The sequence below is a fragment of the Pseudomonas sp. LBUM1645 genome (assembly GCF_059716185.1).
In genome coordinates, this window is sequence record NZ_CP166811.1 from 6,172,655 (window position 1) to 6,199,424 (window position 26,770).

A 26,770-nucleotide genomic window follows, 5' to 3' on the forward strand; every position below is an offset into this window, starting at 1 on the left:
ACTCCGCGCCGCAGCAGCACAGAGCCAAAGCTCGCGAGTTTACAGGTCAAGCGCCGGAAATAAATATCCCGCCTCTTTATACCTACCACTTAGCGGAACGTCTCAACCGCCCTTGACAAGACATCAACTCATCGGCATGATTCGCGGCCTATTTTGTTTGCTATTTCCTAAAAAGTCTTTCGAGGAGCTCGACGGTGGCCAACACACCTTCCGCCAAAAAACGTGCAAAACAGGCTGAGAAGCGTCGCAGCCACAACGCCAGCCTGCGTTCCATGGTTCGTACCTACATCAAGAATGTAGTTAAGGCCATCGACGCAAAAGACGCTGAAAAAGCTCAAGCTGCTTACGTTCTGGCCGTGCCAGTTATCGACCGTATGGCCGATAAAGGCATCATCCACAAGAACAAGGCTGCTCGTCATAAGAGCCGCCTGAACGGTCACGTCAAGGCTCTGAACCTTGCTGTTGCCGCATAAGCGATAAGCTTGTTAAAAAACCGACCCTAGGGTCGGTTTTTTATTGCCTGCGATTTGGCTCCGGCCAAACCCCCACCCAGGGAGCACATCCACCCAAGGATGCGCTCACCCACCCCTCACTTATTCACCAAAATTGAATACGACCGGCTTCGGTGGCGGGCATCCTTGTGGCGGCGGAAAGTTCTGTACACCCGCCTCGTCGTAACCGGTGTAGCAACCTACCAACTTGTCATCCTTGAAGTTGAAGCGCCGCTCGACCACGCCCGTAGGGTAATAGCAGACCTTCTCGCCCTCACGCTTGGCAGAAGCGTAGTTCTTGTATTCTTTTCCCTCGACGGTGATCAGGCGAAAACCCTGCATGGCCTCCGAACACTTCAACTGCCCATTGGGGTAGTAGTCGTTGCGCGTGACCCGATCATCTGGGCCCAACAACACTTCGCGAACCTTTCGCCCATCTTGCTCGACCCGAATACTTTGCTCACTGCCAAAGAGATATTCGGCCTCATAGTCGAATTTGCCGTTATTAAAGCCGCCGCGCTGCTTGCCGCAGAGTTTGATGCTGGTGTATTTGCCATCCGCCACATGGCAATAATTTTTATCCTCGACCAACACGCCAGCTTCATCAAATGACTGAAGACTGCCGATCGGCTCGCCGGCTTCGTAGGTAGCGACCCTGTCGGGCCGCCCATTGGGGTGATAGTCACGAAACGCGCCGTCTATCGAACCGTTCCGCCATGAGACATCCGAACGCAGCACAACACCATCGTCGCTATAGGTCAGCGCTCGCCCCTCGATCTGACCATTGGCATAAGTGGCCGAATAGGTGAGCTTGCCATTGGCAGCATAGGTTTGCCTGAGCCCATCAAGAACATCGGCGCGATAGTGCTCAACCAGCCGCAGAACGCCTTCCGCATCAACCTCGCGCAACTCCCCTTGCTTTTTGCCGCCGACAAAGTTGACGGTCTGTACACGCCCGTCTTCAACCTTCAACTTCCAGGTGCCTTCCCGGACACCCGACAGATAACTGCCCTCACCCCACGTGGTTATCCAGTAACCCTGTTGTTTGCCCTGCACAAAATCGCCTTGCAGGACAATCGCGCCATTACGCAGGCGCTCGGTACGACCATCAGGCTCGCCGTGCTTGTAGGTATCGAATCCCGTCAGCTCGTCTTCACCGGAGCCCTCACGAACCGTCCAACGCCCCTCATAAAAGTCGTCGACAATCAGACCTTCGGAAACGGTCTCGCCGTCGCTGATAATCCAGTAGCCCTGACGCAACCCGTCCACGTAGGCACCCCTGGACTCATCACCCGAGTCTTCGACGATGACCCAGGCGCCAGACTGCTTGCCTTGAACAAATGCACCTCGCGCCAGCAGCCTTCCCTCACTCAGCAACACCGACACACCGTCTTCTGTCCCTCTATAGCGCTTCGGATCGGTCTCCCAAGCCATCCGGCTAACCCGATAGGCAGAGCCGACATCATCCTCTGCGCGATAGACACGCTCGTACGTGAGCGTCAGCCAACGCCCCTCACGCTGCTCGAAAGTCTTTTTGTAAGTGTCGCGATGACCATCATCCGGCCCCTGCCCTGCGCTGGCCGGCACACCATCAACGCCGAAATACCCCACCAGTGTTCCACCAACAGGATCGAGCGCATCAAATTCGGCGACGCCGGTTTTCACCATGGACCGACCGTAGTCATAAGGCGGCAACTTGCCCAGCTCACGCTGGACCAGCGCGGCATTGAGGTTTTTTTGGCTGCTGGCGATTCGATCCAGTACTGACTGAAGCGTTTCGAGTCGGCGGTACTTGCCCGCCTGCGGGATGAATCGATAACCATGAAGGGCCGAGCGCCCCTGAGCCCGAGTCAACACAATCAACGTCTGGAGGTCGCCGTCGAGATTGGCATAGAACACTGACTCGACACTCGCTTCTCCGTAGTTTTCCAGTAGCTGCGGCGCATCGCCGGGCGATTCACACACACAGGAATAAGCGCTGACCCCGCCCGCCTCACGAATAAACGCCAGCGTCGCGCCACTGTCCTGAGAACCCTTTATCACCGGGTGCGCCAGCGACTTTGCGGCATAAAACGGCTCGGCCGATGCCCAACCAGAAACCGAACAGCAAAAAACCGACAACAGTAAAAACGAACGCATACGAATCCCTTCGCGCTGGAAGCACATCAATTCAACAAACAAAAAAATGGCGAGCCGAACGGCTCGCCAGTCAATCAAACAGAGCTTAACGCCACGGCAAAATCGGAATCGCCGTCACCGCATTCTGCGGACTACCTTCGATCACACGGTCGCTATAGACCAGGTACACCAGCGTATTGCGCTTCTTGTCGAGGAATCGCACCACCTGCATGGTCTTGAATACCAGCGACGTGCGCTCCTTGAACACCTCATCACCATCCTTCAACTCACCCTTGAAGCTGATCGGCCCGACCTGACGACAAGCGATAGACGCTTCTGCGCGATCTTCAGCCAACCCCAAACCACCCTTCACGCCACCCGTCTTGGCTCGCGACAGGTAGCAGGTCACGCCCTCAACCTTTGGATCATCAAATGCCTCAACGACGATGCGGTCGTTCGGGCCGACAAACTTGAACACCGTCGACACCTGACCAATCTCCTCGGCCGAGGCCAGCAGCGGCATCGCCAACAGCAGACCCAACAATCCTTTTGCCACGCGCATTCAGGTATTCCTTCAGACCAGGATCAGGTTATCGCGGTGAACCAGTTCCGGCTCCGCCATGTAACCCAACAGACCGACAATCGCCTCAGACGACTGACCGATGATTTTTTGTGCTTCCAGCGCGCTGTAGTTGACCAGGCCTCGGGCGATTTCACGACCGTCCGGCGCTACGCAAACCACCATCTCGCCACGACGGAAGCTGCCCTGGACCAGTTTGACGCCCACAGGCAGCAAACTTTTGTTGCCTTTGGACAGCGCCGTCACCGCACCGGCATCCAGCACGAGCGTGCCGCGGGTTTGCAGGTGCCCGGCCAGCCATTGCTTGCGCGCCGCCAACAGGCCGCGCTCAGGCGACAGCAAGGTGCCGATGCGCTCGCCTGCCTTGAGGCGATCCAGCACGCGCTCAATACGCCCGCCAACGATGATGGTATGCGCACCAGAACGAGCCGCCAGCCGCGCAGCACGCAATTTGGTCTGCATGCCGCCACGACCCAGCGCACCACCCGTACCGCCCGCCACCGCATCCAGCGCCGGATCATCAGCGCGCGCTTCGTAAATAAGGTTGGCGTCAGGGTTGTTGCGCGGATCGGCGTCGAACATGCCATCGCGATCCGTGAGGATCACCAGCAAGTCAGCTTCGACCAGGTTGGCTACCAGCGCCGCAAGCGTGTCGTTGTCGCCGAAACGTATTTCATCAGTGACCACGGTGTCGTTTTCGTTGATCACCGGAATAACTTTCAGCTCGACCAGCGCGCGCAAGGTGCTGCGAGCATTCAGGTAGCGCTTGCGGTCGGACAAGTCGTCGTGGGTCAGGAGAATCTGCGCGGTATGCCGGCCATGCTCGGCAAAGCTCGACTCCCAGGCCTGCACCAACCCCATCTGACCGATGGCGGCAGCGGCCTGCAACTCGTGCATCGCACTGGGTCGTACGGTCCAGCCCAAGCGGCTCATGCCCGCCGCCACCGCCCCGGAGGACACCAGCACCAGCTCGACGCCAGCCTCATGCAAAGCCACCATCTGCTCGACCCAAACACCCATTGCCGCGCGATCCAGGCCCTTGCCGTCCGCCGTCAGCAAAGCGCTGCCGATCTTCACGACCCAACGCTGCGCACCTGTCACCTTGCTCCGCATCATCTTCAACCTTAGCTTGAGGACAGCGCGACCTGGCACTGCCCGTAACGTTATTCGTGGTTATTCGTGACCAACTATCGATTTCCAGATACTAAAACGCCGCTCGATTGAGCGGCGCTTAAGTTTACTGCAACGAATCAGTCACGCACGTAAATGATTTCCGGACCGTCTTCGTCATCCACATCTTCTTCATCCCAATCATCGTCGCCGATGTCGTGGACCGACTTCACGCCGCTACGGCGCAGGGCACGCTGGTCATCCAGGGCCTGCAGCTGAGCACGGGCTTCGTCTTCGATGCGCTGATCGAGTTCGGCCAATTCTTCTTTGTAAACCGGGTCGTTAGCCAGGCGATCAGCACGATCCTCCATGTAACGCATGATGTCGCGGCAAAGACGCTCGGTGCCCAGCTTGGAGATGGCCGAGATCACGTAGACCGGACCGGTCCACTCCAGGCGATCGACGATTTCCTTGACGCGATCATCGTGCTCTTCTTCGAGGATCTGGTCGCACTTGTTCAGCACCAACCAACGATCACGCTCAGCCAGGGACGGGCTGAACTTGGTCAGCTCGCTGACGATCACTTCCGCAGCATCCGGGGCGCTGGCGTCATCGAGCGGCGCCATGTCCACGAGGTGCAGCAGCAGACGCGTACGCGACAAGTGTTTGAGGAAGCGAATCCCCAGGCCTGCGCCATCGGAAGCACCTTCGATCAAGCCCGGAATATCCGCAACCACGAAGCTTTTCCAGCGATCGACGCTGACCACACCCAGGTTCGGCACCAGCGTGGTGAACGGGTAGTCGGCGACTTTCGGCTTGGCGGCCGACACCGAACGAATGAAGGTACTTTTGCCAGCGTTCGGCAAGCCCAGCAGGCCGACGTCAGCCAATACCTTCATTTCCAGCTTCAGATCACGCGCCTCACCCGGTTTACCCGGAGTGGTCTGACGCGGAGCACGGTTGGTACTGGATTTGAAACGGGTGTTACCCAGACCGTGCCAGCCGCCGTGAGCCACCAGCAGTTTCTGGCCAGCCTTGGTCAGGTCGCCGATCACTTCCTGAGTAGCGGAGTCGATGACGGTAGTGCCGACCGGAACACGCAGCACCAGCTCTTCACCTTTCTTGCCGGTGCAGTCGGTGCTGCCGCCGTTGGAACCACGCTCGGCATCAAAGTGCCGGGTGTAACGGTAGTCCACCAGGGTGTTGAGGTTTTCGTCGGCGATCATGTAGACCGAGCCGCCATCACCACCGTCGCCGCCGTTCGGGCCACCGTTTTCAATGAATTTCTCGCGACGGAAGCTCATGCAACCGTTGCCGCCGTCGCCGGCCTTTACTCGAATCGATACTTCATCAACAAACTTCATAACAAAACGCCTCTCGTCATACGGACGAGCCGAAAAACACTAAGACATAAGACTCTTGCAAAAATGAGCGCAGCGACCTCAATCAACGACCGCAAATCCAGCGCTGGAGCCCATCACAAACAGCTTTGCAAGAGACTCACCCCACAAACGAAAAAGCCCCGTCGCGAGACAGGGCTTTTCCAGCAACTACGTAATTATGCCGCGACGACTGCAGTCTTCGGGACAATGCTCACGTAACGGCGGTTGAAAGCGCCTTTTACTTCAAACTTGATCACGCCGTCGATTTTAGCGAACAGAGTGTGATCTTTACCCATGCCAACACCGTAACCGGCGTGGAATTGGGTGCCGCGCTGACGCACGATGATGTTGCCCGGAATGATAACCTGGCCGCCATACATCTTCACGCCAAGGCGTTTGGCTTCTGAGTCGCGACCGTTACGGGTACTACCACCAGCTTTTTTGTGTGCCATGAGTCAATTCTCCTAGTGAGGAATTAGGCTGAAATTAAGCCTGAATACCGGTGATTTTGATCTCGGTGTACCACTGGCGGTGGCCCATACGCTTCATGTGGTGCTTACGACGACGGAACTTGATGATGCGGACTTTATCGTGACGACCTTGGGAGATCACTTCAGCCACAACGGTAGCGCCAGCAACAACTGGAGCGCCGATGTTCACGTCATCGCCATTGGCGACCAACAGAACGCGATCAAAAGTAACGGATTCGCCGGTAGCGATTTCCAGTTTTTCGATCTTCAGGTATTCACCTGGGGCGACCTTGTATTGCTTGCCACCAGTAACAATTACTGCGTACGACATGGTATTTCTCCGATAATCCTGCTCACCCAGCTCTTTATAAGAAGAGGTATTGGCTGGCATGGCTGCATTGGGCTGGAAGGCCTGTTTGCAATTGCGTAAGGCAGGTGCTGCCCAGGAAGTTCAGGGTGCGCGATTGTACGCAAGCTGCCGGGGCGATGCAAGAGGCCGTCCATCGTACCTTGACACCCGCCGACGTGGGTCCTAGCATGCCGCGCAACCCTTCTGGAGCAACTGTCGCTGATGCAACCCCAAGCTTTCTACCGCGCGGTGGCGGACGATTTTAGCGCCGTCGACGGCATCATCAAGAAGCAGCTGACTTCCCGAGTGCCGCTGGTATCGAAAATCGGCGATTACATTACCTCGGCTGGCGGTAAACGCCTGCGCCCTCTATTAGTTTTGCTGTGTGGCAAGGCTCTGGGTCGCGAAGGCGATGACCTGCGCCTGCTGGCCGCGACCATCGAGTTCCTGCACACCGCCACCTTGCTGCATGACGACGTGGTCGACATGTCCGGCATGCGCCGTGGCCGCTCGACCGCCAACGCCATGTGGGGCAACGCCCCTAGCGTGCTGGTGGGCGACTTCCTGTATTCGCGGTCCTTCGAAATGATGGTCGAACTGGGCTCCATGCCGGTGATGAAGATCCTTTCGCAAGCCACGCGCATCATCGCCGAAGGCGAAGTGTTGCAGCTGTCCAAGGTTCGTGACGCCAGCACCACCGAAGAAACCTACATGGAAGTCATCCGCGGCAAGACCGCGATGCTCTTTGAGGCCTCGACCCACAGTGCTGCAGCACTCTGCGAAGCGACATCGGAACAGTCAGAAGCCCTGCGTACATTCGGCGATCATCTGGGCGTGGCGTTCCAATTGGTCGACGACCTGCTGGACTACAAAGGCGACGCCGAAACCCTGGGCAAGAACGTCGGTGACGATCTGGCTGAAGGCAAACCGACACTGCCGCTGATCTACACCATGCGCGAAGGCACGCCGGAGCAGGCTGCCCTGGTGCGCAAGGCGATCCAGAAAGGCGGCATCGAAGACCTGGAAAGCATCCGCGAAGCCGTGGAAGCCTCAGGCTCGCTGGAATACACCGCGCAACTGGCCCGTGACTACGTGGCCCGCGCGATCAAGTGCCTCGATGCGCTGCCTGCCAGCGAATACCGCGATGCACTGGTCGAATTGAGCGAATTTGCGGTCGCCCGTACGCACTGATTTTTACCGCAAGATCAAAAGATCGCAGCCTGCGGCAGCTCCTACGGGGCTGCGATCTTTCGCTGTCACCCCTCCTCCGCCTAAAACCCTATACAATGTGCGCTTTTTAGCGATCCTGAATCCAAGGAGCTTTAGTGAGCACGTTGCCACCCTGCCCAAAATGCAATTCCGAATACACCTACGAAGACGGCGCCCAGCTGATCTGCCCTGAGTGCGCCCACGAGTGGTCCGCCAGCGGCGAAGCCGAAGCAGTGTCCGATGACACCGTGAAAAAGGATTCGGTCGGCAACGTCCTGCAGGACGGCGACACCATCACCGTGATCAAGGACCTCAAGGTCAAAGGCACGTCGCTGGTGGTCAAGGTCGGCACCAAGGTCAAGAACATCCGCCTGTGCGATGGTGATCACGACATCGACTGCAAGATCGACGGCATCGGCCCGATGAAGCTCAAATCCGAGTTCGTCAGAAAAGTCTGAGCCTGCTGTATTCCATCCCGCGTCCTGCGTGGGATGGTGCTTCATCCTCCCCCGCTTCGCCCAACAATCCCTCGCAATAGCCAAACGCCAGCCGTTTTGACCTTACGCAACCTTTACCCTTAAAAAAACACAAACCGCCAATAGGTCCTTGCTATTTGATGAATAAGAATTATTCTCATTGAAACCAATCAATGGAGATGAGACCCATGACTTATTTGATCGACGCCTGGCTGGACCGCCCACACCCTTACCTCAGGATCCTGCATCGGGAAACCGGGGAAGTCTGTGCGGTGCTTGAAGAAGAAGCCTTGAACGAGCTGCAGGATCAGGGTGATCTGGACGTCAACGGCTTGAGTTCCAGCGAGCCGGTGGTGCTCAAGGAACTGGTGCGCAATCTGTTTCTGTTCTGCTATGCCCGGGCATTGCGCCCGACAAGCGAACTGCATCACAAGATCGAGATATGAGAAACGCTGAAAAACCCTGTAGGGGCAGAGCTCCTACAGGGTTACGGGATTACAAAACGTCGAGCAGTTCGACGTCGAATACCAGTACGCTGTGCGGCGGAATGCTGCCAACGCCTTGAGCGCCGTAAGCCAATTCGCTCGGCACGTACAGACGCCATTTGCTGCCGGCGTTCATCAGTTGCAGGGCTTCGGTCCAGCCAGCGATCACGCCACCAACCGGGAATTCTGCAGGCTGACCACGATCGTAGGAGCTGTCGAACACAGTGCCGTCGATCAGAGTGCCGTGGTAGTGAGTGCGCACTTGATCTTCACGGGTTGGCTTGGCGCCTTCACCTTGAGTCAGTACTTCGAATTGCAGGCCGGAAGCCAGGGTGGTGATGCCGTCACGCTTGGCGTTTTCAGCCAGGAAGGCCAGGCCTTCGCCAGCAGCGGCTTCAGCTTTGGCAGCTGCTTCAGCTTGCATGATTTCGCGAATGACCTTGAAGCTTGCGGACATTTCTTCCTGACCCACACGGCTTTCCTTACCGGCGAAAGCGTCGGTCAGACCTGCCAGAATCGCGTCCAGGCTAACGCCCGGTGGCGGGTTGTCGCGCAGTTGGTCGCCCAGCTGACGGCCAATACCGTAGCTGACGCGGGTTTCGTCGGTGGACAGATTTACTTCGGACATGACACTGCTCCGCTGTGCGGACGGCCCTGGAACTTGCCGTGCGTACACAGCGCATCCCGGAGCGCCCGGAACCAAAAGGGCCAGCAGACTAGCACAGATGCCATAGCGTTGATGAGAGGCGTCAGTGCTGCCATGCAATCGGTACCTTCAGGCTCCCCTCGGAACTGGAACCGAGTCCACACATCTCGTCATGAACCGAAACGTGTACAAGGTTGAATGGCAAGCTGGGAAAGGCATGAAGCACTTCACGCGCATGCTCGACCGAACGCAGGTGAAACATCTGGCCGTGGGCATCACTCAATGGATACGCCGCGCCATGCATCCGCGCTTCCAACAGGTAGATCCCGCCTTCCATCGAGATCAGGTTGAGCTCATCAACCTTCCCGGCGATGGCATAAGCATTCAACTCTTTCAGGTCCATAAACGCACCTCACGCGATGGCGAGCCAAGATCCTTACAGGCATAGGCCTCGGCGCATCAAAGTACAAGCCACAAACGACACCGCCCGTCTGTTTCGCAACAGACGGGCGGTTGGGTATAGCGATAAAACGATCAGTGCTTGGTCAGCTTATCCAGGTAACCCATGGCAAACGCCGAAATCACGAAGGTCATGTGGATGATCACGTACCACTTCAAATGCTCGGGATCGACGTTCTTGGCGTCCATGAAAATCCGCAGCAGGTGAATGGACGAAATGGCCACGATGGAAGCGGTCACCTTCATCTTCAATGAAGAGGAATCCATGGTGCCCAGCCAGTTGAGCTTTTCCTTGTCGTCGTCGATGTCCAGTTGGGAAACGAAGTTCTCGTAACCGGAAATCATCACCATCACCAGCAAACCGCCTACCAGCGCCATGTCGATCAGCGACAGCAGCACCAAAATCAGATCCGACTCGGCCATCGAGAACACGTTAGGGATGACGTGAAACACTTCCTGGAAGAATTTCAGCGCCAAGGCCAGCAGCCCGAGGGACAGACCGAAGTAGATCGGCGCCAGCAGCCAGCGGGAGGCGTACATTGCATTTTCGATAAAGCGTTCCATTAAATCTCACATGTGGTCTGGAAATGGCCGCGAGTATATCAGCCACCCGTTACACCCAGAAACCGTCGGAAAATCCGCAACCTGCGCGTGTGTGACAAGGTTTTTCTGCTAGTGTCCAAAGCATTGACAGCTCAGCGACATCGGACAGGAAGACGGGAAATGGATGTGCGATTGCCTTTAACGAGCGCCGGAATTTGCCTGGCTTTGCTGATGAGCGCTTGCTCTCCCAGCGATGAGAAGCGCCAGGTCAGCCTCGAGGAAAAGACTGCGCAGTTCGAGAAGTCTCTGGATGCGATTCAGGACCCAAAACTCAAGGAAGCCGTGGCTGAACTCGGCGGCTCACTGTTGTTGCTCGAGCGTGCGCAACTCAAGCTCGACAGCAAACCGGTGGAAACAGAATATGGCGAAGACGCCCTCGCCGTCCTCAAGCACTATCCCACGCCACAAGCCTTGGTCGACACGTACATCAACGGTCTGTTCGTGCTGCACAAAGACTCCAGTTCCGACTATCTGACCGACCTGCAACCGGTGTTCCCCTTCAACTTCAACATTCCGGTCGCGTTTCTCTTTCCCCATAGTCTTGAATGGCAATCGGTGACTTTGAGCAACAAACACGTCATCCCGTTTCAGCCGGAATGGTCAGAAACCGATCCTGGAATTCAGCTCAGTCCGTCGAGCTCCAACCTGACCAACCCCGATGATTTGACGGTGACCTATCCATTCATCGATGGCCTGGATGTCGACAACAAGAACCAGCCACAACCGCTGAGCCTGCAAGGCACGGTGGAAGTCATCGCGCCGGGCCGGCTCTACAGCTTCGACCTGACGAAAAAGGACGTTGGCCAGACTCGCACCAACGACAACCTCAGCGTCACCCTGCTGAACCTTGCCAAAAACTACGCCGAAATCGAATTCAACAACAGCGCGCCACAGGCCCCCGAGATCGGCGAAACACCGCTGAACCCGCTGATCGTCCAGGCCAAGGATAGCACCGGGCAGTTTCTCGCGCGCTCAGGCTCGATCAACGAAACCTCCGCACAAATAGCCTTCTATCAAAAGCAACTGGCGAAAATGCAACAGCAGAAGGCCTGGAGCGAGAGCTTCGAGAAACAGATCGATGAAGAGCAGCGCGCCTTTGAGAAGCAACAGAGCCACCGTTATTCCAAGGTGTACTTCAACGGGCCGATCGAAACGCTTGAGGTCAGCGTACTGGACTTTTCAACCGCTACGGTGACCCGCAAGGACCTGAACCTGCCGGTACTTCGCTTCGACCCACACACCACGCAAAAGAACATCCAGCCACTGACGCTGCCAGTGGTGGTGTACGACGACCAGGCCCCGATCTGGCTCAAGGGCGCCACACTTGGCGAGGAACAACTGAAAAAGAGCGTCCGAATCAGTCAGTCGGTCGAAGACCCCAGCGCCGCGCGTATCGAGTTCGATCACCCCAAAAGCTTCAATGATGAGCTGCTAGGCACCTCCTTCAACCCCGGCGAAAGCCCGGTCAGCTTTTTTACCGAGGACGGTAACGGCAAGCGCGATGAGCCTATCGAATTGCCGCCTGAGGCTTACCAGGTTGATCCCCTGCGCGGCACCATCACCTACGACTTGAACCTGTTTCCAGAAACCCCGGCTTACGCGGTGGGCTCCATGCCGCTGTTTCTCGCCACCATCGAAAAGAAAACCATCGACGCCCACCAGTTGCCCAAAGGGCTGGTACTCAAAGGCAATGCGCTGGTGGTTGATCTGAAGCAGTTTCCCGCCCAGGACTGGCGTTTCTTCGCCAAGGACGACAGCGGCAAATATCTGAAGGAGATTCTTTCGGTCAGCCACGATGCGAGCGCAGAAGGCCCGGCATTATTGGGGGTGCATTATTTCTACGGGCAGCCTGCCCGTCTGGAAACCTATCAACGAACCGATCTCTCCACCGTGCAATATGGCTTCGAGGTCAAACTCGACAAGGCGGATTCGTCCAACCTTGTTCAATAGCCTGTTCAGTGTTCGGGCCGAAACTCGAAACCTCCAGGGTTGCGGCAGCGGCCACCATTGATTTCCCGCAACTGGGCTTGCAGGTGCAGGCACCAGATTTGCGGATCATCGGCCAGTTCATAGCCGTGCAGGGTGAGACTTTCAACAATGGTGTCGAGGATCGACTCAGCCACAAAGGGGCCATGAAACGGGCCTTGGGCTTTGATGGCAGAAGGTTGTTCACCTTCCATTCCGGCGGCGAAGAGTAAGGTCCACATGCCCGTATCCCCCGCCAATGGGCGGATGGCACACTCGATACGGGTCACAAGGCCCAGGCATTGACGGGTGAGGCAGAGGTTGCGCGACATGGCGGCGACCCTCGGTAGATCCGGTATTCAGCCCCCACAGGAGGACTGTCTCGATCCAGTGATTACTGTCGATATCCTTGACCTGAGAATAGAGGAAAAGTCTGACTAGCACGTCAAGTTAGACCAGAAGGCGCCGAATGGTCACTGTGTGAATATTGACGCCAGACTGATGGCACTTTTTTGTGATTCACCCAAGTCAAATGTGGGAGCGAGCTTGCTCGCGATAGCGGACTGTCAGCCAACAGAGATGTTGAATGTCAGTGCCTCATCGCGAGCAAGCTCGCTCCCACAGGGGATTGAGGTGACCTCAGGTTTGTATCAAGCCGGTTTGGCCTCGACCAGTGCTTCCTGCGCAGCTTCTTTCTCGGCTTCCTTGAGGTCTTCTTCGCTGATCATTTCTGCGATGACCCGTAAGCGTTCCACCACCCGCGCGTTGACGCTGCCTTCAGGGAACTGGCCATCGGCATCCGGCGCACCGGCCGGCTCGCCAACCAACAGGCTCAGGGCTTCATCAGCCTGGCGCACGGCGTAGACGTGGAACTGCCCCGCGCGCACCGCCGTCAGCACTTTCTCGTCGAGCATCAACGTGGCAACGTTGGCGTGGGGAATGATTGCTCCCTGCTCACCGGTCAGCCCGCGCGCTTCGCAGAGCCGGAAGAAGCCTTCGATCTTCTCGTTGACCCCGCCCACCGCCTGCACTTCACCGAACTGGTTGATCGAGCCGGTGATCGCAAAGCATTGCTTGAGTGGGGTTTTCGACAGCGCTGAAATCAAGGTGCAAGCCTCGCCCAACGATGCACTATCACCATCGACGTAACCGTAGGACTGCTCCAGGGCAATACTCGCGGAAATCGCCAGCGGGAATTCCTGGGCGTAACGGCTGCCCAGATACCCGGTGAGGATCATCACGCCTTTGGAGTGAATGGGTTGACCGAGGTTGACCTCACGCTCGATGTCGACGATGCCGCTACCGCCCGGATAGACCGTGGCGGAAATCCGCGCCGGCACACCGAACGCCGAATCGCCGACCTCCAGCACTGTCAGCCCGTTGCATTTGCCCACCGCCGCGCCATCCGTGTCGATCAGGATGATCCCGGCCAGCATGTCATCGAGAATCCGCGCCGAGACGCGCCCGGTCCGCGTGGCCTTGGCCTTGAGCGCACGTTCGATGTGCCCGGCGTCGGTCATTTCGTCACTGGCCAGTTGGCGAATGAAATCCGCCTCGCTGACCAGTTGAAACAGATCACCGATCCGCGCCGACAAACGCCCCTGGTGCTCAGCCAGGCGAGCACTGTAAGTCGCCAGGCGCGCCACCGCATCAGCGGTCAGCGGCGCCATGCCTTCTTCGGAGGTGCGGGTCTTGAGCAACTGGGCGAACTGCTCCAGGCTCTCGTCGACCATCGGGATGTCTTCGTCGAAGTCCACCAGGACGCGGAACATCTCCTGGAAGTCCGGATCGAGGTCCTGCAGCGTGTAGTACAGCTGCCGGGCGCCGATGATGACGACTTTGACCTGCAACGGAATATGTTGCGGAGTAAGGGTCACGGTCGCGAAACGGCCCATCTCGCCCAGCGGCGATTCCATTTTCAGTTTGCGCGATTGCAGCGCGCGTTTGAGCGCATCCCACACGAACGGCTCGCTGAGCATTTTTTCCGCTTCAAGAATCAAGAAGCCGCCGTTGGCGCGGTGCAGCGCACCCGGACGCAACTGCCGATACGTGGTGTAGAGCGCGCCCTGATCGGTGGTGTACTCGATGCGGCCGAACAGGTTTTCGTAAGTCGGGTGCGGCTCAAAGACCACTGGCGCACCGCCGCTGTGCGGATGACCGACCACCAGGCTCGGTGCGTATTGCTCTTCCAGCAGTTTGCGGGCGATGGCGTCCGCCTTGCTGTCGTCCACCAGTTGCTCGACCACGGTCTTGAGCAGATACACCTGCATCGCTTGCAGGTAACCGCAAACGCCGGCGTTTTCCGCGTACTTTTCCGACAGTGGCGCGAGCAAGGGTTGCAAGGCCAGGGTGATGGTTTCTTCGTTGAGCTGGCGCAGTAGATTGCTCGACTCACGCTTCCACTGCGGCAGGCTGGCGAGTTCTTCGTTCAGCCGCTCTTCCAGCCACGAAATATCCTCGTGAAAACGCTCGCGATCGACTTCCGGCAACTGGGCAAATTCGGCTTCGTCCACAGCCTTGCCTTCGCTCATCGGAGTGAAGGCAATATTGGTGCTGTCGCGGTACAGCGCAACGTCCTTCTCCAGCGCCAGACGCTCGATGACATCCAGCGCGCGGTCATAGCGTTGATTGAAGGCGCGGTCGATGGCGCTTTTCTTCTGCTGGTAGGACGGGTGCTCGAACACGGCCGGAAAAGTCGCCAGCAGGTTGTCGATCAAGCCGTTGATGTCATCGATAAAGGCGCCAGCGGTACCCGATGGCAATTCCAGGGCACGAGGTTCGCGAGGATCATCGAAATTGTTGACGTAGACCCAGTCCGCCGGGGTCTGCAGGCGTTTGCCTTCGGCTTTCAGGTAGCGTTTGACGAACGAAAACCGGCCGGTGCCGGGCTCGCCCATGACGAATACGTTGTAACCGGGGCGTGGCATTGCCACACCGAACTGCAAGGCTTCGACCGCACGTTCCTGGCCAAGCACACCGCGGAAGGGCTCCAAATCATTGGTGGTAGAGAAGCTGAACTGTTCAGCGGAAAACGGACGGGTCAGCGCTTCGGGCGCTAGACGCAAGCTGGCAGCAACAGGATCAGGCATCGGGCTTCCTTACATCAGGCGGGGCAGATAGCGGCATTCTGGCGCTGCCCATACCTCACTTGCAAGGCGCGCCTCTAGCCAAAGCATAGACAAAGCGGCATCCATAGGCGGGCCGGGTCTAAATCAATGTTTTCAACGAATGTTTTGCAAAAAATCACGGAACCCTAGGAACGTGCCTAAACTCCAAACTGCGCGGCTGGAACAATAACCGGCCCACTGGCGCCAGATCGGGCCAGACCCCTGTCCATTGGTATGCACATAAAGAGAACAAAGCTATGAAACGGATTCTTCTTGGTACTCTCTTCACCGCTGTATCCATCAACGCCATGGCTCAGGCGCCAGGCGGCCCGGATTGCGGTTGGGGCAACATGCTGTTCGAAGGTCAGCGTGGCACCCCGGCTCACTTCCTGGCATCCACCACCAACGGCACTTCCGGCAACGCAACTTTCGGTATGACCTCTGGTACCAACGGTTGCTCAACCAATGCGTCGCTGACCTATGGCGGCAAATCCTGGATTGCCATGAATGGCATGATGAACGAGCTGTCTGAAGACATGGCTAAAGGTCAGGGCGAAGCGCTGACCACTTACGCTGTGGTACTGGGCGTGGCGCCGGAAGACCGTGCGCATTTCGCTGCCGTCACTCATGAGCACTTCCAGCAGATCTTCAGCAAGGCTGACGTGACCGCTGACGACGTGCATACCAACACCCTGGCCGTTCTGAAGAGCGATCCACGTCTGGCCAAGTACGCCACTCAAGCTTAAGCTCGACCCGCCCGCTCCTTTCGGGGAGCGGGTTTTATTTTTTGAACCTGACCGTTTTTGGGTCTTTGTTTCTTTCGAATTAAGTTGCCCACTATGCTCAAACGCCTTGCCTGGCTGGCGCTCTATGTCTGCGCCCCGCTGTCTGCCGCGCCACATGTCGACAATCAACGTTTGCAGCAATTGGCCAATGACCCCTTCTGGATTTCCCTGGGCCACTACGAAACCGCCAAACTCGGCGGCTGGCGCAGCTATATCAGCGACAAGAAATTCTTCCTCGCTGCCGACGGCAATGAACATCCTGACCGTGAACTGGCGGCGACCGTGCAAGCGCTGTACGCCCCGGCCAGTGCCGGCGAAAAGCATGCGCAATGCGTCTATCCCGCCCGCACCCGCTGGCTCAAAGCGCAGCTCAACCTGAGCGATCTGCCGACACTGGACTGCACTGAATTCAAGCAATGGTTCAAGGATGTTTCGCCCCACAGCGCGGTGATGATTTTCCCGGCGGCGTATCTGAACAGCCCGTCATCGATGTTCGGCCACACGTTGCTGCGCATCGACCAGGCCAATGTGCAGAGCGATCAAACCGCCCTGCTCAGTTATGCGATCAACTTCGGCGCCTACATCGAAGGCTCGGACAACAGCATCCTGTATGCCTGGAAAGGCTTGATGGGCGGCTATCCCGGCTTGTTTGCGCTGGTGCCTTATCAGGAAAAACTCTCGGAGTACCGCAGCCTCGAGAACCGCGACCTGTGGGAATATCGCCTGAACCTGACCCAGGCAGAAACCGAGCGCATGGTCGAGCACGTCTGGGAGCTCAAGCAGATCCAGTTCGACTATTTTTTCTTCGACGAAAACTGCTCTTATCGCCTGCTGGAATTGCTGCAAGTCGCCCGCCCGAGCCTGCGATTGACCGAACAGTTCCCGCTGACCGCGATTCCTACGGACACCGTCAAAGCGGTGAAAGAAGCCGGATTGGTGGAATCCATTCAGTATCGACCGTCTCGCGAACGTGAACTGTTGAGCCGCGCCGAGCCGTTGACCAATGAAGAACAGGATTGGGTGCTGAAAGTCAGCGCCGACCAGAAGCAGTTGCAGGAACCGGCGTTCAAGGCTCAACCCAAGGATCGTCAGGCGCTGATCATCGACGCGGCCTATCGCCTGGAGCGCTACCGCGCCAACGGCCAGGAACGCGACCCGCAACGGGCACAGCGTAGCTTCGAACTGCTGCGGGCGATCAACCAGAACCCCCCACCGGAACTGGACATCCCGCAACCCGGCCTGCCCGAGGACGGCCATGAATCACGCACCTGGCAGGCCGGCATCGGCACTCGGGGCGACAAGGCCTTTGGCGAATATGGCCTGCGCATGGCGTATCACGACCTCAACGACAACGCCGAGAGCTTCCCCCTCGGCGCGCAGATTGAAATCCTGCAAATGAAACTGCGCCAGTACGAAGGCAATCACTGGCAGTTGCAGCAATTGGACCTGGCGACCATCCGCTCCCTGACCCCGCGCAATGAATTGCTGCAGCCACTCTCGTGGCAAGTCACCGGTGGCCTGGAGCGCGTGCCGGGCAAACATGACGACGAAACCCTGGTCAGCCACGTCAATGGCGGTGGCGGCGGGACCTGGCAACTGGGCGACGACATGCTCGGCTTTGCTTTGGGCACCGTGCGCGTTGAACACAACAACGACTTCGCCGGCTTCATCGCGCCGGCGGCGGGCTTCAACAGCGGTTTGCTGTGGAAAAACCCGTTGGGCAACCTCAGCTTGGAAGCCAAGGGCGACTTTTTCACCAACGGCGAAGTGCGCCGTAGCGTGAGTCTGAATCAGCAGTGGGAATTGTCGCGCAACCTGGGTTTACGCCTGAGTGCCCAGCGCGAATTCAGCCACCTGGCTTCGCCCGAGAACGAAGTGATGCTTGAGGTGAAGTGGTATCACTATTGACCGCCCCGCTTCACCTGTAGGAGCACAGCTTGCTGGCGATGGCATCACCTCGGTGTATCTGAATACCCGCATCGATGCCATCGCCAGCAAGCTGTGCTCCTACAGGGCTGCGATCTTTTGATCTTTCTTTCACATCCCGCTCACGAACCCACTCCTAGACTCCTCCTATAGGCCGTTGACGGTCTGGGAGTCTGAGATGTGGCGTTGCGTGGGTGTGGTGGGTTTGCTGATGTTGATCGCGGGTTGCCAGACGACCCACGAGGATTTGATCGCCAAGGGTTATCCACCGGCATTCGCCGATGGCTTCGATGACGGTTGCAGCAGTGGCCGGCAAGCGGCGGGGGCAATCACCGGTGAATTTCGCAAAAACGTCCCGCGTTACCTCAAGGACAAGCAGTACGCCGAGGGCTGGAGCGACGGCTTCCGTCAGTGCCAGGCGATGCTGGAAAACCAGGACCGCGAGGACTATCGCAGCCATCACTGGGATGACCGGGACAAAGCCTGGCAGCAGCAGAAGGATCAGGACGCCGCTCGTGCTTTTCGCTCGCAATAAGTCGCTGGCAGATATCTGTCGAAACTAAAAGCCTGCGACCATGGCCCAAACCCTATAACGGGAGAAAACCATGAGTCGTGCCTTCGTCAATGAAGATAACGCCGCCGCGCAAGCCGATCAGCCCGTCGAACGGCAGGTCAGCGCGCAGCCCAATTACGTCACGCCCACGGGGCTGGCCCAGTTGCAGGTGAAAGTCGCCGAATTGCAACATTTGCACAGCGAGCAATCGGCCAAAGGCGAGCACGCCGACAAGCAGCGCCTGGCGGACCTTGAACGGGATTTGCGGTATTTCAACCAGCGTCTGCAAAGCGCTCAGGTCGTGACCGTCGCCAACTCAACGCAAAAAGTGCAGATCGGCAGCCGTGTGACCTTCGCCGACGAACACAACACCGAGCAAACCGTGCAACTGGTCGGTGAAGACCAGGCCGACGCGTCGGCGGGCCTGATCAACTGGGGTTCACCACTGGGCCGGGCGCTGCTCGGGGCGCAACTCGGCGATGAGGTGCTGTGGCAACGTCCGGCTGGCGATCAGTTGATCGAGATCATCCGTATCGAACCGGCTTAAACCACACCCTGGGCGAGCATCGCGTCGGCAACTTTGACGAAGCCCGCGATGTTGGCGCCTTTGACGTAGTTGATCCGGCCATTCTCTTCGCCGTAATGCACGCAGGCGTGGTGGATCGACTGCATGATCGCGTGAAGTTTGCTGTCCACTTCACCACCGGTCCACAGCAGGCGCATGGCGTTCTGCGACATTTCCAGCCCGCTCACCGCGACACCACCGGCATTGGAAGCCTTGCCCGGCGCGAACAGAATCCCCGCCTCGATAAACAGGTCTACGGCTTCAAGGGTGGTCGGCATGTTCGCGCCTTCCGCCACGCAGATGCAGCCGTTGCGCAGTAACGTGCGGGCCGCCTCGGCATCCAGTTCGTTTTGTGTAGCGCAGGGCAGCGCGATGTCGCAGCTCAGCGCCCACGGGTGCTGGCCGACCTTGAACTCCAGACCAAAACGGCCGGCCAGTTCACTGATGCGCCCGCGCTGGACGTTTTTCAGCTCCAGTACCGCCAGCCATTGCTCTTCGGTCAAACCGCTTTCGCAGTACAGCGTGCCTTCGGAGTCGGACAACGAAATCACTTTGCCGCCCAGGTCCATGACCTTGCGCGCCGCGTATTGCGCAACGTTACCGGAACCGGAGATGGCCACGCGCTTGCCTTCGACGGTTTCACCGCTGCGCTTGAGCATTTCTTCAGCGAAGTACACACAGCCGAAACCGGTGGCTTCCGGGCGAATCAGGCTGCCGCCATAGCTAGGGCCCTTGCCGGTCAACACGCTGGTGAACTGGTTGCTCAGGCGCTTGTATTGGCCGAACAGGAAACCGATCTCGCGAGCACCGACGCCGATATCACCAGCCGGAACGTCAACGTCTGCACCGATGTGACGATACAACTCGCTCATAAAGGCCTGGCAGAACCGCATGACTTCAGCGTCGCTTTTGCCTTTGGGATCGAAATCCGAACCACCCTTGCCTCCGCCCATCGGCAACGACGTCAGCGAGTTTTTGAAGGTCTGCTCGAAGGCAAGGAACTTCAACACGCCAAGGTTCACCGAAGGATGGAAACGCAGCCCGCCCTTGTATGGACCGATAGCGCTGTTCATCTGGATGCGGAATCCGCGATTGACCTGCACTTTGCCTTGATCGTCGACCCAGGAAACCCTGAAAACGATCGCTCGCTCCGGTTCGCAAATCCGCTCCAGAATGCCGGAGGTCAGATAGTGCGGATTGGCTTCAAGAAACGGCCACAGGCTGCGCAGGACTTCTTCCACGGCTTGGTGAAATTCCGGCTGGTCAGGGTCGCGCTTTTTCAGGCGGGCAAGGAAGGATTCAACGGATTCGATCATGGAAAAGTCTCGGCAAATTTATTGTCGTTGGAAGAGATTGGGCCGGACTTTAGCAAACTGATTGCGCACCATGACAGCGCAAAATGTCGCAATTATGAAAATAAATGGTGCGCTTAATATAAATAAGCACCAGAAACCCCCGGTTACTGCACCCGATTAGGGATTATCAAATCCATATTTGCACCGATTTTGGTATCGCCATCGCGAGCAAGCTCGCTCCCACATGGATTTATGTAGGCCGAAGATCTTCAATCCAATGGAGATCTACTGTGGGAGCGAGCTTGCTCGCGATGGCCTCACTGCGACCTATCTGTAACCCCATAAAAAAACGGAGCCCGAAGGCTCCGTTTTTCCATGCCGCCAACCTGAAATCAGGCCAGTTTCTTGTGCCGTACACGGTGCGGCTGAGTCGCGGCTTCGCCCAGGCGTTTGCGGCGATCGGCTTCGTACTCGGTGTAGTTACCTTCGAAGAACACCGCTTGCGAGTCGTCTTCGTACGCCAGGATATGAGTCGCGACGCGGTCAAGGAACCACCGATCGTGAGAGATCACAATGGCAGCGCCCGGGAAGTCCAGCAGGGCTTCTTCCAGGGAACGCAGGGTTTCAACGTCGAGGTCGTTAGACGGTTCGTCGAGCAGCAGGACGTTGCCGCCCTCTTTCAAGGTCAGGGCCAGGTGCAAGCGACCGCGCTCACCACCGGACAGGTCCTTGACGAACTTCTGCTGATCGCCGCCCTTGAAGTTGAAGCGACCGACGTAGGTACGCGACGGGATCTCGTAGTTGCCGATGCGGATCTGGTCGGAACCGTCGGAGATTTGCTGGAACACAGTCTTGCTGCCGTCCAGGTCTTCGCGGCTCTGATCGACACACGCCAGTTGCACGGTTTCGCCGACTTCGATGGTGCCCGAATCCGGTGTTTCCTTGCCCATCAGCATGCGGAACAGGGTCGATTTACCGGCACCGTTACCGCCGATCACGCCAACGATGGCGCCTTTAGGCATGGAGAACGACAGGTTGTCGATCAGCACGCGATCGCCATAACCCTTGGAAACGTTCTTGAATTCGATGACCTTGTCGCCCAGGCGTGGACCGGCCGGGATGTAGATCTCGTTGGTTTCGCTGCGCTTCTGGAATTCCTGCGATTGCATTTCTTCGAAGCGTTGCAGACGAGCCTTGGATTTGGACTGGCGGGCCTTGGCGCCTTTGCGCACCCACTCCAGTTCTTCCTTCATGGCTTTTTCGTGGGCCGACTGCGACTTGGATTCGGCAGCCAGACGATCGGATTTGGCTTCGAGCCAACCCGAATAGTTGCCCTCGTACGGGATACCGGCGCCGCGGTCGAGCTCAAGGATCCAGCCGGCAACGTTGTCCAGGAAGTAACGGTCGTGCGTGATCGCAACCACAGTGCCCGGGAAGTCGTGCAGGAAGTGCTCCAGCCAGGCGACGGAATCGGCGTCCAGGTGGTTGGTTGGTTCGTCGAGCAGCAGCATGTCGGGGGCGGACAGCAGCAGGCGGCACAGGGCCACACGACGCTTCTCACCACCGGACAGGAATTCAACCTTGGCATCCCAGGCCGGCAGACGCAGCGCATCGGCGGCGACTTCCAGTTGGCGATCCAGGTTGTGACCGTCGCTGGCCTGCAGGATGGCTTCGAGCTTGGCTTGTTCTGCGGCCAGTTTGTCGAAGTCGGCATCTTCATCAGCGTAAGCCGCGTAGACCTCGTCCAGGCGCGCCTGGGCGTTCTTGATCACGCTGACCGCTTCCTCAACCACTTCACGCACGGTTTTGGTCGGGTCCAGGATCGGTTCTTGCGGCAGGTAGCCGATGTTCAGCTCCGGCATCGGACGGGCTTCGCCCTCGAACTCGGTGTCGACGCCCGCCATGATTTTCAACAGGGTGGACTTACCCGAACCGTTAAGGCCGAGTACGCCAATCTTGGCGCCCGGAAAGAACGACAGCGAAATGTTTTTCAGGATTTCCCGCTTCGGCGGAACAACTTTACCCAGCCGATGCATGGTGAATACGTATTGAGCCATGGAGAACCTAGGGTCAGTGAACGATGAATGATTGGGGCGCGGGCGATGCCCGGCCAGGCCGTGCGCGTCGTCCGATTGATAGCTATCAATACGTGCGCGCTGAAAAAGCCTGATTCTAGGAGCTGGAACGCTCCCGCGTAACCGGCAAAGCTACCTGATTGACGGAAGGCAGTCCAGCCGAGCGGGACTGGCACTTTGCCACAACTCAGGGCATGCTAGCCGCCCTCCGGGCGTCCGGCTTATAGTGCACGTCGCGCCAGTCCAGCCAAACCGCAGGATTACAGTTTGTCTAATGTCACTCCCTCATCTTCCGTGAGCGCACTCAATCCTGCGACCGGCTCACCCCTGCGTGGATCCTTGAAGGGCGCGCTGGCGGCGCTCGTCCTGTTGTTGCTCGCGCTGCTGCTCTGGCAGTTGCTGGATCAGCTACGCGATACCCAACAACACCAGCGTCAGTACACCATCGACTACACCGCCGATCTGGCCTCGCAAGTCAGCCTGAACATGGCGCTCAACGCCCAGATCGCCCTCAACCTGCTACCGATCGTCGAACAACCGCAAAGTGCCGACGAACAGCAGGCGCTGTTTCGCAAACTGCAAAAATCCTTGCCCGACCTGCGCAGCCTCGCGTTGCTCAGCCCTTCCGGGAAAGTCCTCAACGACAGTGCCGACAACAGCGACGACGCCGACTACCTGAGCGAACTGGTCCGGCGCAGTCACGCCCAGTCTCATTATTTCAGCAATGCCAATGACGGTTCGATGGTGCATCTGCTGCTGCATCAAGCCAGCGGTAGCACCCGCGGCTACTGGGTTCTGCGCCTGACGCCGACATTCTTCTCGTCGCTGACCAAACCAAACGAATCGGGTATCCGCCCGCTGTGGCTGGTGGAAAACCGCTTCAATCACCAAGTCATCAGTCGCGATGAGTCACTACCCTTGGCCAAGCCCGGCGAACTGACCGAGGACGATGTGGCCAACAGCGTGTTGACAGTGCCCCTGAGCAGCAGCGACTGGCAACTGCGCGGGTTGTTCGACCGGCAACGAGTGATCGAACAGCTGTTGCCAGCGTTCATCGGCAAATGCCTTCTGGGCCTGGCCTTCTCGCTGCTGCCGTTCATCGCCCTGCTGAACATGCGCCGCCGCCAACGCCAGGTGCACGAAGGCCGTCGACGTTACCAGGATATTTTCGAAGGCACCGGCGTCGCCTTGTGTGTACTCGACGTGTCCGGGCTCAAAAGCTTCTTCGACAAGGCTCAGCTGCACAGCAGCGAACAACTGAAGGCCTGGCTCGATACACCGGAACAGCGCCAGCACCTGCTGCAGGAACTGCGCATCACCGAAGTCAACCTGGTCGCCCTGCAACTGCTCAACGTCAACACGTGCGACCAAGCCTGGAAACTGCTGATCGACGGTAACCCGCAGGACGGCACCGCCATCGGCAATCAAGTGCTCGACGCGGTGCTCAACCAGCAGAAACAGCTTGAACTGGAAATCAAACTGCAGGACGCCAATGGCCGCGACCAGCACTTGTGGCTGGTCCTGCGTCTGCCGGAAGACCAGGACGACTATAAAGCGGTGATCCTGAGCATCACCGACATCACCAGCCGCAAGCTTGTCGAGTTGTCGCTGCTGGAGCGCGAAGGATTCTGGTCCGACGTGGTGCGCACCGTGCCGGATCATCTGTACGTTCAGGACGTGATCAGCCAGCGAATGATTTTCAGCAACCACCATCTGGGCCAGACACTCGGTTACAACCGTACCGAACTGCACCAGATGGGCGAGTATTTCTGGGAAATTCTGCTGCACCCCGAAGATGCCGACTTCTACCACCGCTCGCGCCAAACCCAGCGGCAGGCCGGTTACAGGCAATTGATGCAATGCCAGCTGCGCTTCCGCCACCGAGACGGTAAATGGCGGCGTTTCGACATCCGCGAACAGGCACTGGCGCGGGACAAGCACGATCAGGTCACGCGGATCATCGGCGTGGCCAAGGACATCACCGATCAGATTGAAGCCAGTGAGTCCTTGCGCGACAGCGAGCAGCGTTACCGGATGCTCGCCGAAAGCATCAGCGACGTGATTTTCTCAACCGACAGCAAGATGGCGCTCAACTACGTCAGCCCGTCGGTGCAAGCCGTGCTGGGCTACGACGCCGACTGGATTTTCCAGAACGGCTGGCAATCGACCATCGCCAACCCGCAACAGCTGACCGGCATTTACAGCCTGATGGACCGGGTCAGCAAAGCGCTGAACAAACCCGACCAACTGGCGCTGTTGCGCAGCCAGGTGCAGACCCAACTGTTTTTGTTCGACTGTCTGCGGGCCGACGGGCGCAAGATTCCCATCGAACTGCGGCTGGTGCTGGTCTGGGACGAACACGGTGCATTCGAAGGCGTACTGGGCGTCGGTCGCGACATCAGCCAGCAACGCCGGGCCGAAAAAGACCTGCGCATGGCCGCGACCGTATTTGAGCACTCGACGTCTGCGATCCTGATCACCGACCCGGCTGGCTATATCGTCCAGGCTAACGAAGCCTTCAGCCGTGTCAGCGGTTATGCGGTGGAGCAGGTGCTCGACCAGTTGCCGAACATGCTGACCGTTGACGAACAGCAGGAAGCCCATCTGCGTTATGTGCTCAAGCAATTGCATCAGCACAGCACGTGGGAAGGCGAAGTCTGGCTCAAGCGGCGCAATGGCGAGCATTACCCGGCCTGGGTCGGGATCACGGCGGTGCTGGATGACGAAGGCGATCTGGCCAGCTACGTGTGCTTCTTCAGCGACATCAGCGAGCGCAAGGCCAGTGAGCAGCGGATTCACCGCCTCGCCTATTACGACGCCCTGACCCACCTGCCCAACCGCACACTGTTCCAGGATCGCCTGCACACGGCGCTGCAATCGGCCGAACGGCAGAAGTCCTGGGTGGTGCTGATGTTCCTCGACCTGGACCGCTTCAAACCGATCAACGACTCCCTGGGCCACGCCGCCGGCGATCGCATGCTCAAGGAAATGGCCACGCGCCTGCTCGGTTGTGTCGATGATGACGATACTGTGGCGCGCATGGGCGGCGATGAATTCACCTTGCTGCTGCAACCGCGGGCCAACCGTGAAATTGCCTTGAACCGGGCGATTCATGTGGCCGAACAGATTCTCGCCAGCCTGGTGAAACCGTTCGTGCTTGAAGGCCGCGAGTTCTTCGTCACGGCCAGTATCGGCATCGCCCTGAGCCCTCAGGACGGTAACGAACTCAGCCAGCTGATGAAAAACGCCGACACCGCGATGTATCACGCCAAAGAGCGTGGCAAGAACAACTTCCAGTTCTATCAGGCCGATATGAACGCCAGCGCCCTGGAGCGTCTGGAGCTGGAAAGCGACTTGCGTCATGCCTTGGAGCAAGACGAATTTGTGCTGTATTACCAGCCGCAGTTCAGCGGCGATGGCAAACGCCTGACCGGCGCCGAAGCCTTGCTGCGCTGGCGCCATCCGCGTCGCGGTCTGGTGCCGCCGGGAGACTTCATTCCGGTGCTCGAAGAGCTCGGCCTGGTGGTGGATGTCGGCGACTGGGTGATCAGTGAGGCCTGCCGTCAGCTCAAGACCTGGCATCAGGCCAAGGTCCGGGTGCCGAAGGTGTCAGTGAACATTTCGGCCCGGCAATTCTCCGACGGCCAGCTCGGCACGCGAATCGCCAATATCCTCAAGGAAACCGGCCTGCCGCCGGCGTGCCTGGAGCTGGAACTGACCGAAAGTATCTTGATGCGCGAAGTCAGCGAAGCGATGCAGATTCTCGCCGGGCTGAAAAATCTCGGCCTGAGCATCGCGGTCGACGACTTCGGCACCGGTTACTCATCGCTCAACTACCTCAAGCAGTTCCCGATCGACGTACTGAAAATCGACCGCACCTTCGTCGACGGCCTGCCGTCGGGCGAGCAAGATGCGCAGATTGCCCGCGCGATCATCGCCATGGCCCACAGCCTCAACCTGGCGGTTATCGCCGAGGGCGTGGAAACCCACGAGCAACTCGACTTCCTGCGTGAGCATGGTTGCGATGAGGTTCAGGGGTATCTGTTCGGCCGTCCGATGCCGGCGAACCGGTTTGAAGCGCAGTTCAGCAATGATGCGCTGTTCATGTTCGATTGAAATCT

General features: G+C 58.2%; 23 protein-coding genes. 10 read left to right on the top strand and 13 right to left on the bottom strand.

Translation table 11 applies throughout. The features are described from left to right. Positions 1–194 precede the first annotated feature (194 nt). The gene (gene rpsT / locus ACA079_RS28075; protein WP_008154937.1) at positions 195–473 is read left to right on the top strand and encodes a 30S ribosomal protein S20; all 279 of its coding nucleotides are present in this window, start codon (positions 195–197) and stop codon (positions 471–473) included. A 120-nt stretch (positions 474–593) separates the two neighbouring features. On the opposite strand, the gene ACA079_RS28080 is transcribed toward rpsT, so the two are convergent. The 6 genes from ACA079_RS28080 to rplU form a co-directional block, all read right to left on the bottom strand. Next, entirely contained in the window at positions 594–2,630 is a 2,037-nt protein-coding gene (locus ACA079_RS28080; protein ID WP_497701677.1) for a hypothetical protein, read from the bottom strand. Between the two features lie 85 nt (positions 2,631–2,715). Beyond that, positions 2,716–3,171, bottom strand: a complete 456-nt coding sequence (locus tag ACA079_RS28085) for a CreA family protein (protein ID WP_497701678.1) — start codon at positions 3,169–3,171, stop codon at positions 2,716–2,718. A gap of 12 nt (positions 3,172–3,183) precedes the next feature. Then, positions 3,184–4,302, bottom strand: a complete 1,119-nt coding sequence (proB, locus tag ACA079_RS28090; RefSeq protein ID WP_497701679.1) for a glutamate 5-kinase — start codon at positions 4,300–4,302, stop codon at positions 3,184–3,186. A gap of 137 nt (positions 4,303–4,439) precedes the next feature. Next, positions 4,440–5,663 carry an Obg family GTPase CgtA gene (gene cgtA, locus ACA079_RS28095; RefSeq protein ID WP_497701680.1) on the bottom strand — a complete coding sequence of 408 codons (1,224 nt, stop codon included), beginning with the start codon at positions 5,661–5,663 and terminating at the stop codon, positions 4,440–4,442. 194 nt (positions 5,664–5,857) lie between these two features. Further along, positions 5,858–6,133 carry a 50S ribosomal protein L27 gene (gene rpmA / locus ACA079_RS28100; protein ID WP_046048788.1) on the bottom strand — a complete coding sequence of 92 codons (276 nt, stop codon included), beginning with the start codon at positions 6,131–6,133 and terminating at the stop codon, positions 5,858–5,860. 34 nt (positions 6,134–6,167) lie between these two features. Next, positions 6,168–6,482 (bottom strand): 50S ribosomal protein L21, encoded by a 315-nt coding sequence (rplU, locus tag ACA079_RS28105; protein WP_003176051.1) that lies wholly within the window; start codon positions 6,480–6,482, stop codon positions 6,168–6,170. 240 nt (positions 6,483–6,722) lie between these two features. Between rplU and ACA079_RS28110 the strand changes: the two genes are divergently transcribed. From ACA079_RS28110 to ACA079_RS28120, 3 genes are all read left to right on the top strand, one after another. Continuing rightward, entirely contained in the window at positions 6,723–7,691 is a 969-nt protein-coding gene (locus ACA079_RS28110; RefSeq protein WP_008154944.1) for a polyprenyl synthetase family protein, read from the top strand. A 134-nt stretch (positions 7,692–7,825) separates the two neighbouring features. Next, the gene (locus ACA079_RS28115) at positions 7,826–8,167 is read left to right on the top strand and encodes a zinc ribbon domain-containing protein YjdM (RefSeq protein WP_008154270.1); all 342 of its coding nucleotides are present in this window, start codon (positions 7,826–7,828) and stop codon (positions 8,165–8,167) included. A 206-nt stretch (positions 8,168–8,373) separates the two neighbouring features. Continuing rightward, on the top strand, positions 8,374–8,631 hold the full coding sequence (locus ACA079_RS28120; protein WP_008154268.1) for a PA4570 family protein: 258 nt from the start codon (positions 8,374–8,376) through the stop codon (positions 8,629–8,631). Positions 8,632–8,680: 49 nt separating this feature from the next. On the opposite strand, the gene bamJ is transcribed toward ACA079_RS28120, so the two are convergent. From bamJ to ACA079_RS28135, 3 genes are all read right to left on the bottom strand, one after another. Continuing rightward, positions 8,681–9,298: a BamJ family beta-barrel-assembly machinery protein gene (gene bamJ, locus ACA079_RS28125; protein ID WP_046048787.1), complete on the bottom strand. Its 618-nt coding sequence runs from the start codon at positions 9,296–9,298 to the stop codon at positions 8,681–8,683. Between the two features lie 121 nt (positions 9,299–9,419). Continuing rightward, positions 9,420–9,719 (bottom strand): DUF6482 family protein, encoded by a 300-nt coding sequence (locus ACA079_RS28130; RefSeq protein WP_497701681.1) that lies wholly within the window; start codon positions 9,717–9,719, stop codon positions 9,420–9,422. Between the two features lie 131 nt (positions 9,720–9,850). Then, positions 9,851–10,339 carry a TIGR00645 family protein gene (locus ACA079_RS28135; protein ID WP_497701682.1) on the bottom strand — a complete coding sequence of 163 codons (489 nt, stop codon included), beginning with the start codon at positions 10,337–10,339 and terminating at the stop codon, positions 9,851–9,853. Between the two features lie 159 nt (positions 10,340–10,498). Here ACA079_RS28135 and ACA079_RS28140 point away from each other — a divergent pair, with 159 nt between their 5' ends. Next, a complete protein-coding gene (locus ACA079_RS28140; RefSeq protein ID WP_497701683.1) occupies positions 10,499–12,328 on the top strand; it encodes a hypothetical protein in 1,830 nt (609 codons plus the stop codon). 5 nt (positions 12,329–12,333) lie between these two features. Here ACA079_RS28140 and ACA079_RS28145 read toward each other — a convergent pair whose 3' ends face one another. Further along, positions 12,334–12,675, bottom strand: a complete 342-nt coding sequence (locus tag ACA079_RS28145; protein WP_129441074.1) for a PA4575 family protein — start codon at positions 12,673–12,675, stop codon at positions 12,334–12,336. A gap of 318 nt (positions 12,676–12,993) precedes the next feature. After that, the gene (locus ACA079_RS28150; RefSeq protein ID WP_497701684.1) at positions 12,994–15,432 is read right to left on the bottom strand and encodes a Lon protease family protein; all 2,439 of its coding nucleotides are present in this window, start codon (positions 15,430–15,432) and stop codon (positions 12,994–12,996) included. A 275-nt stretch (positions 15,433–15,707) separates the two neighbouring features. Here ACA079_RS28150 and ACA079_RS28155 point away from each other — a divergent pair, with 275 nt between their 5' ends. The 4 genes from ACA079_RS28155 to ACA079_RS28170 all read left to right on the top strand — a co-directional run bounded on the left by ACA079_RS28155 (position 15,708) and on the right by ACA079_RS28170 (position 19,261). Then, positions 15,708–16,196 carry a DUF3015 domain-containing protein gene (locus ACA079_RS28155; RefSeq protein ID WP_008154254.1) on the top strand — a complete coding sequence of 163 codons (489 nt, stop codon included), beginning with the start codon at positions 15,708–15,710 and terminating at the stop codon, positions 16,194–16,196. Between the two features lie 93 nt (positions 16,197–16,289). Beyond that, the gene (locus tag ACA079_RS28160) at positions 16,290–18,143 is read left to right on the top strand and encodes an Lnb N-terminal periplasmic domain-containing protein (protein ID WP_497701685.1); all 1,854 of its coding nucleotides are present in this window, start codon (positions 16,290–16,292) and stop codon (positions 18,141–18,143) included. Positions 18,144–18,339: 196 nt separating this feature from the next. Further along, positions 18,340–18,696 carry a hypothetical protein gene (locus ACA079_RS28165; RefSeq protein ID WP_497701686.1) on the top strand — a complete coding sequence of 119 codons (357 nt, stop codon included), beginning with the start codon at positions 18,340–18,342 and terminating at the stop codon, positions 18,694–18,696. A 70-nt stretch (positions 18,697–18,766) separates the two neighbouring features. Beyond that, complete coding sequence (locus ACA079_RS28170) at positions 18,767–19,261, top strand: GreA/GreB family elongation factor (RefSeq protein ID WP_497701687.1); 495 nt, start codon at positions 18,767–18,769, stop codon at positions 19,259–19,261. Here ACA079_RS28170 and gdhA read toward each other — a convergent pair. After that, complete coding sequence (gdhA, locus tag ACA079_RS28175) at positions 19,258–20,595, bottom strand: NADP-specific glutamate dehydrogenase (protein ID WP_497701688.1); 1,338 nt, start codon at positions 20,593–20,595, stop codon at positions 19,258–19,260. The two genes, ACA079_RS28170 and gdhA, sit on opposite strands and share 4 nt — an antisense overlap. 371 nt (positions 20,596–20,966) lie before the next feature. Further along, on the bottom strand, positions 20,967–22,631 hold the full coding sequence (ettA, locus tag ACA079_RS28180) for an energy-dependent translational throttle protein EttA (protein WP_497701689.1): 1,665 nt from the start codon (positions 22,629–22,631) through the stop codon (positions 20,967–20,969). Between the two features lie 285 nt (positions 22,632–22,916). Between ettA and ACA079_RS28185 the strand changes: the two genes are divergently transcribed. Continuing rightward, positions 22,917–26,765 (top strand): sensor domain-containing protein, encoded by a 3,849-nt coding sequence (locus tag ACA079_RS28185; RefSeq protein WP_497701690.1) that lies wholly within the window; start codon positions 22,917–22,919, stop codon positions 26,763–26,765. Positions 26,766–26,770: the final 5 nt, after the last annotated feature.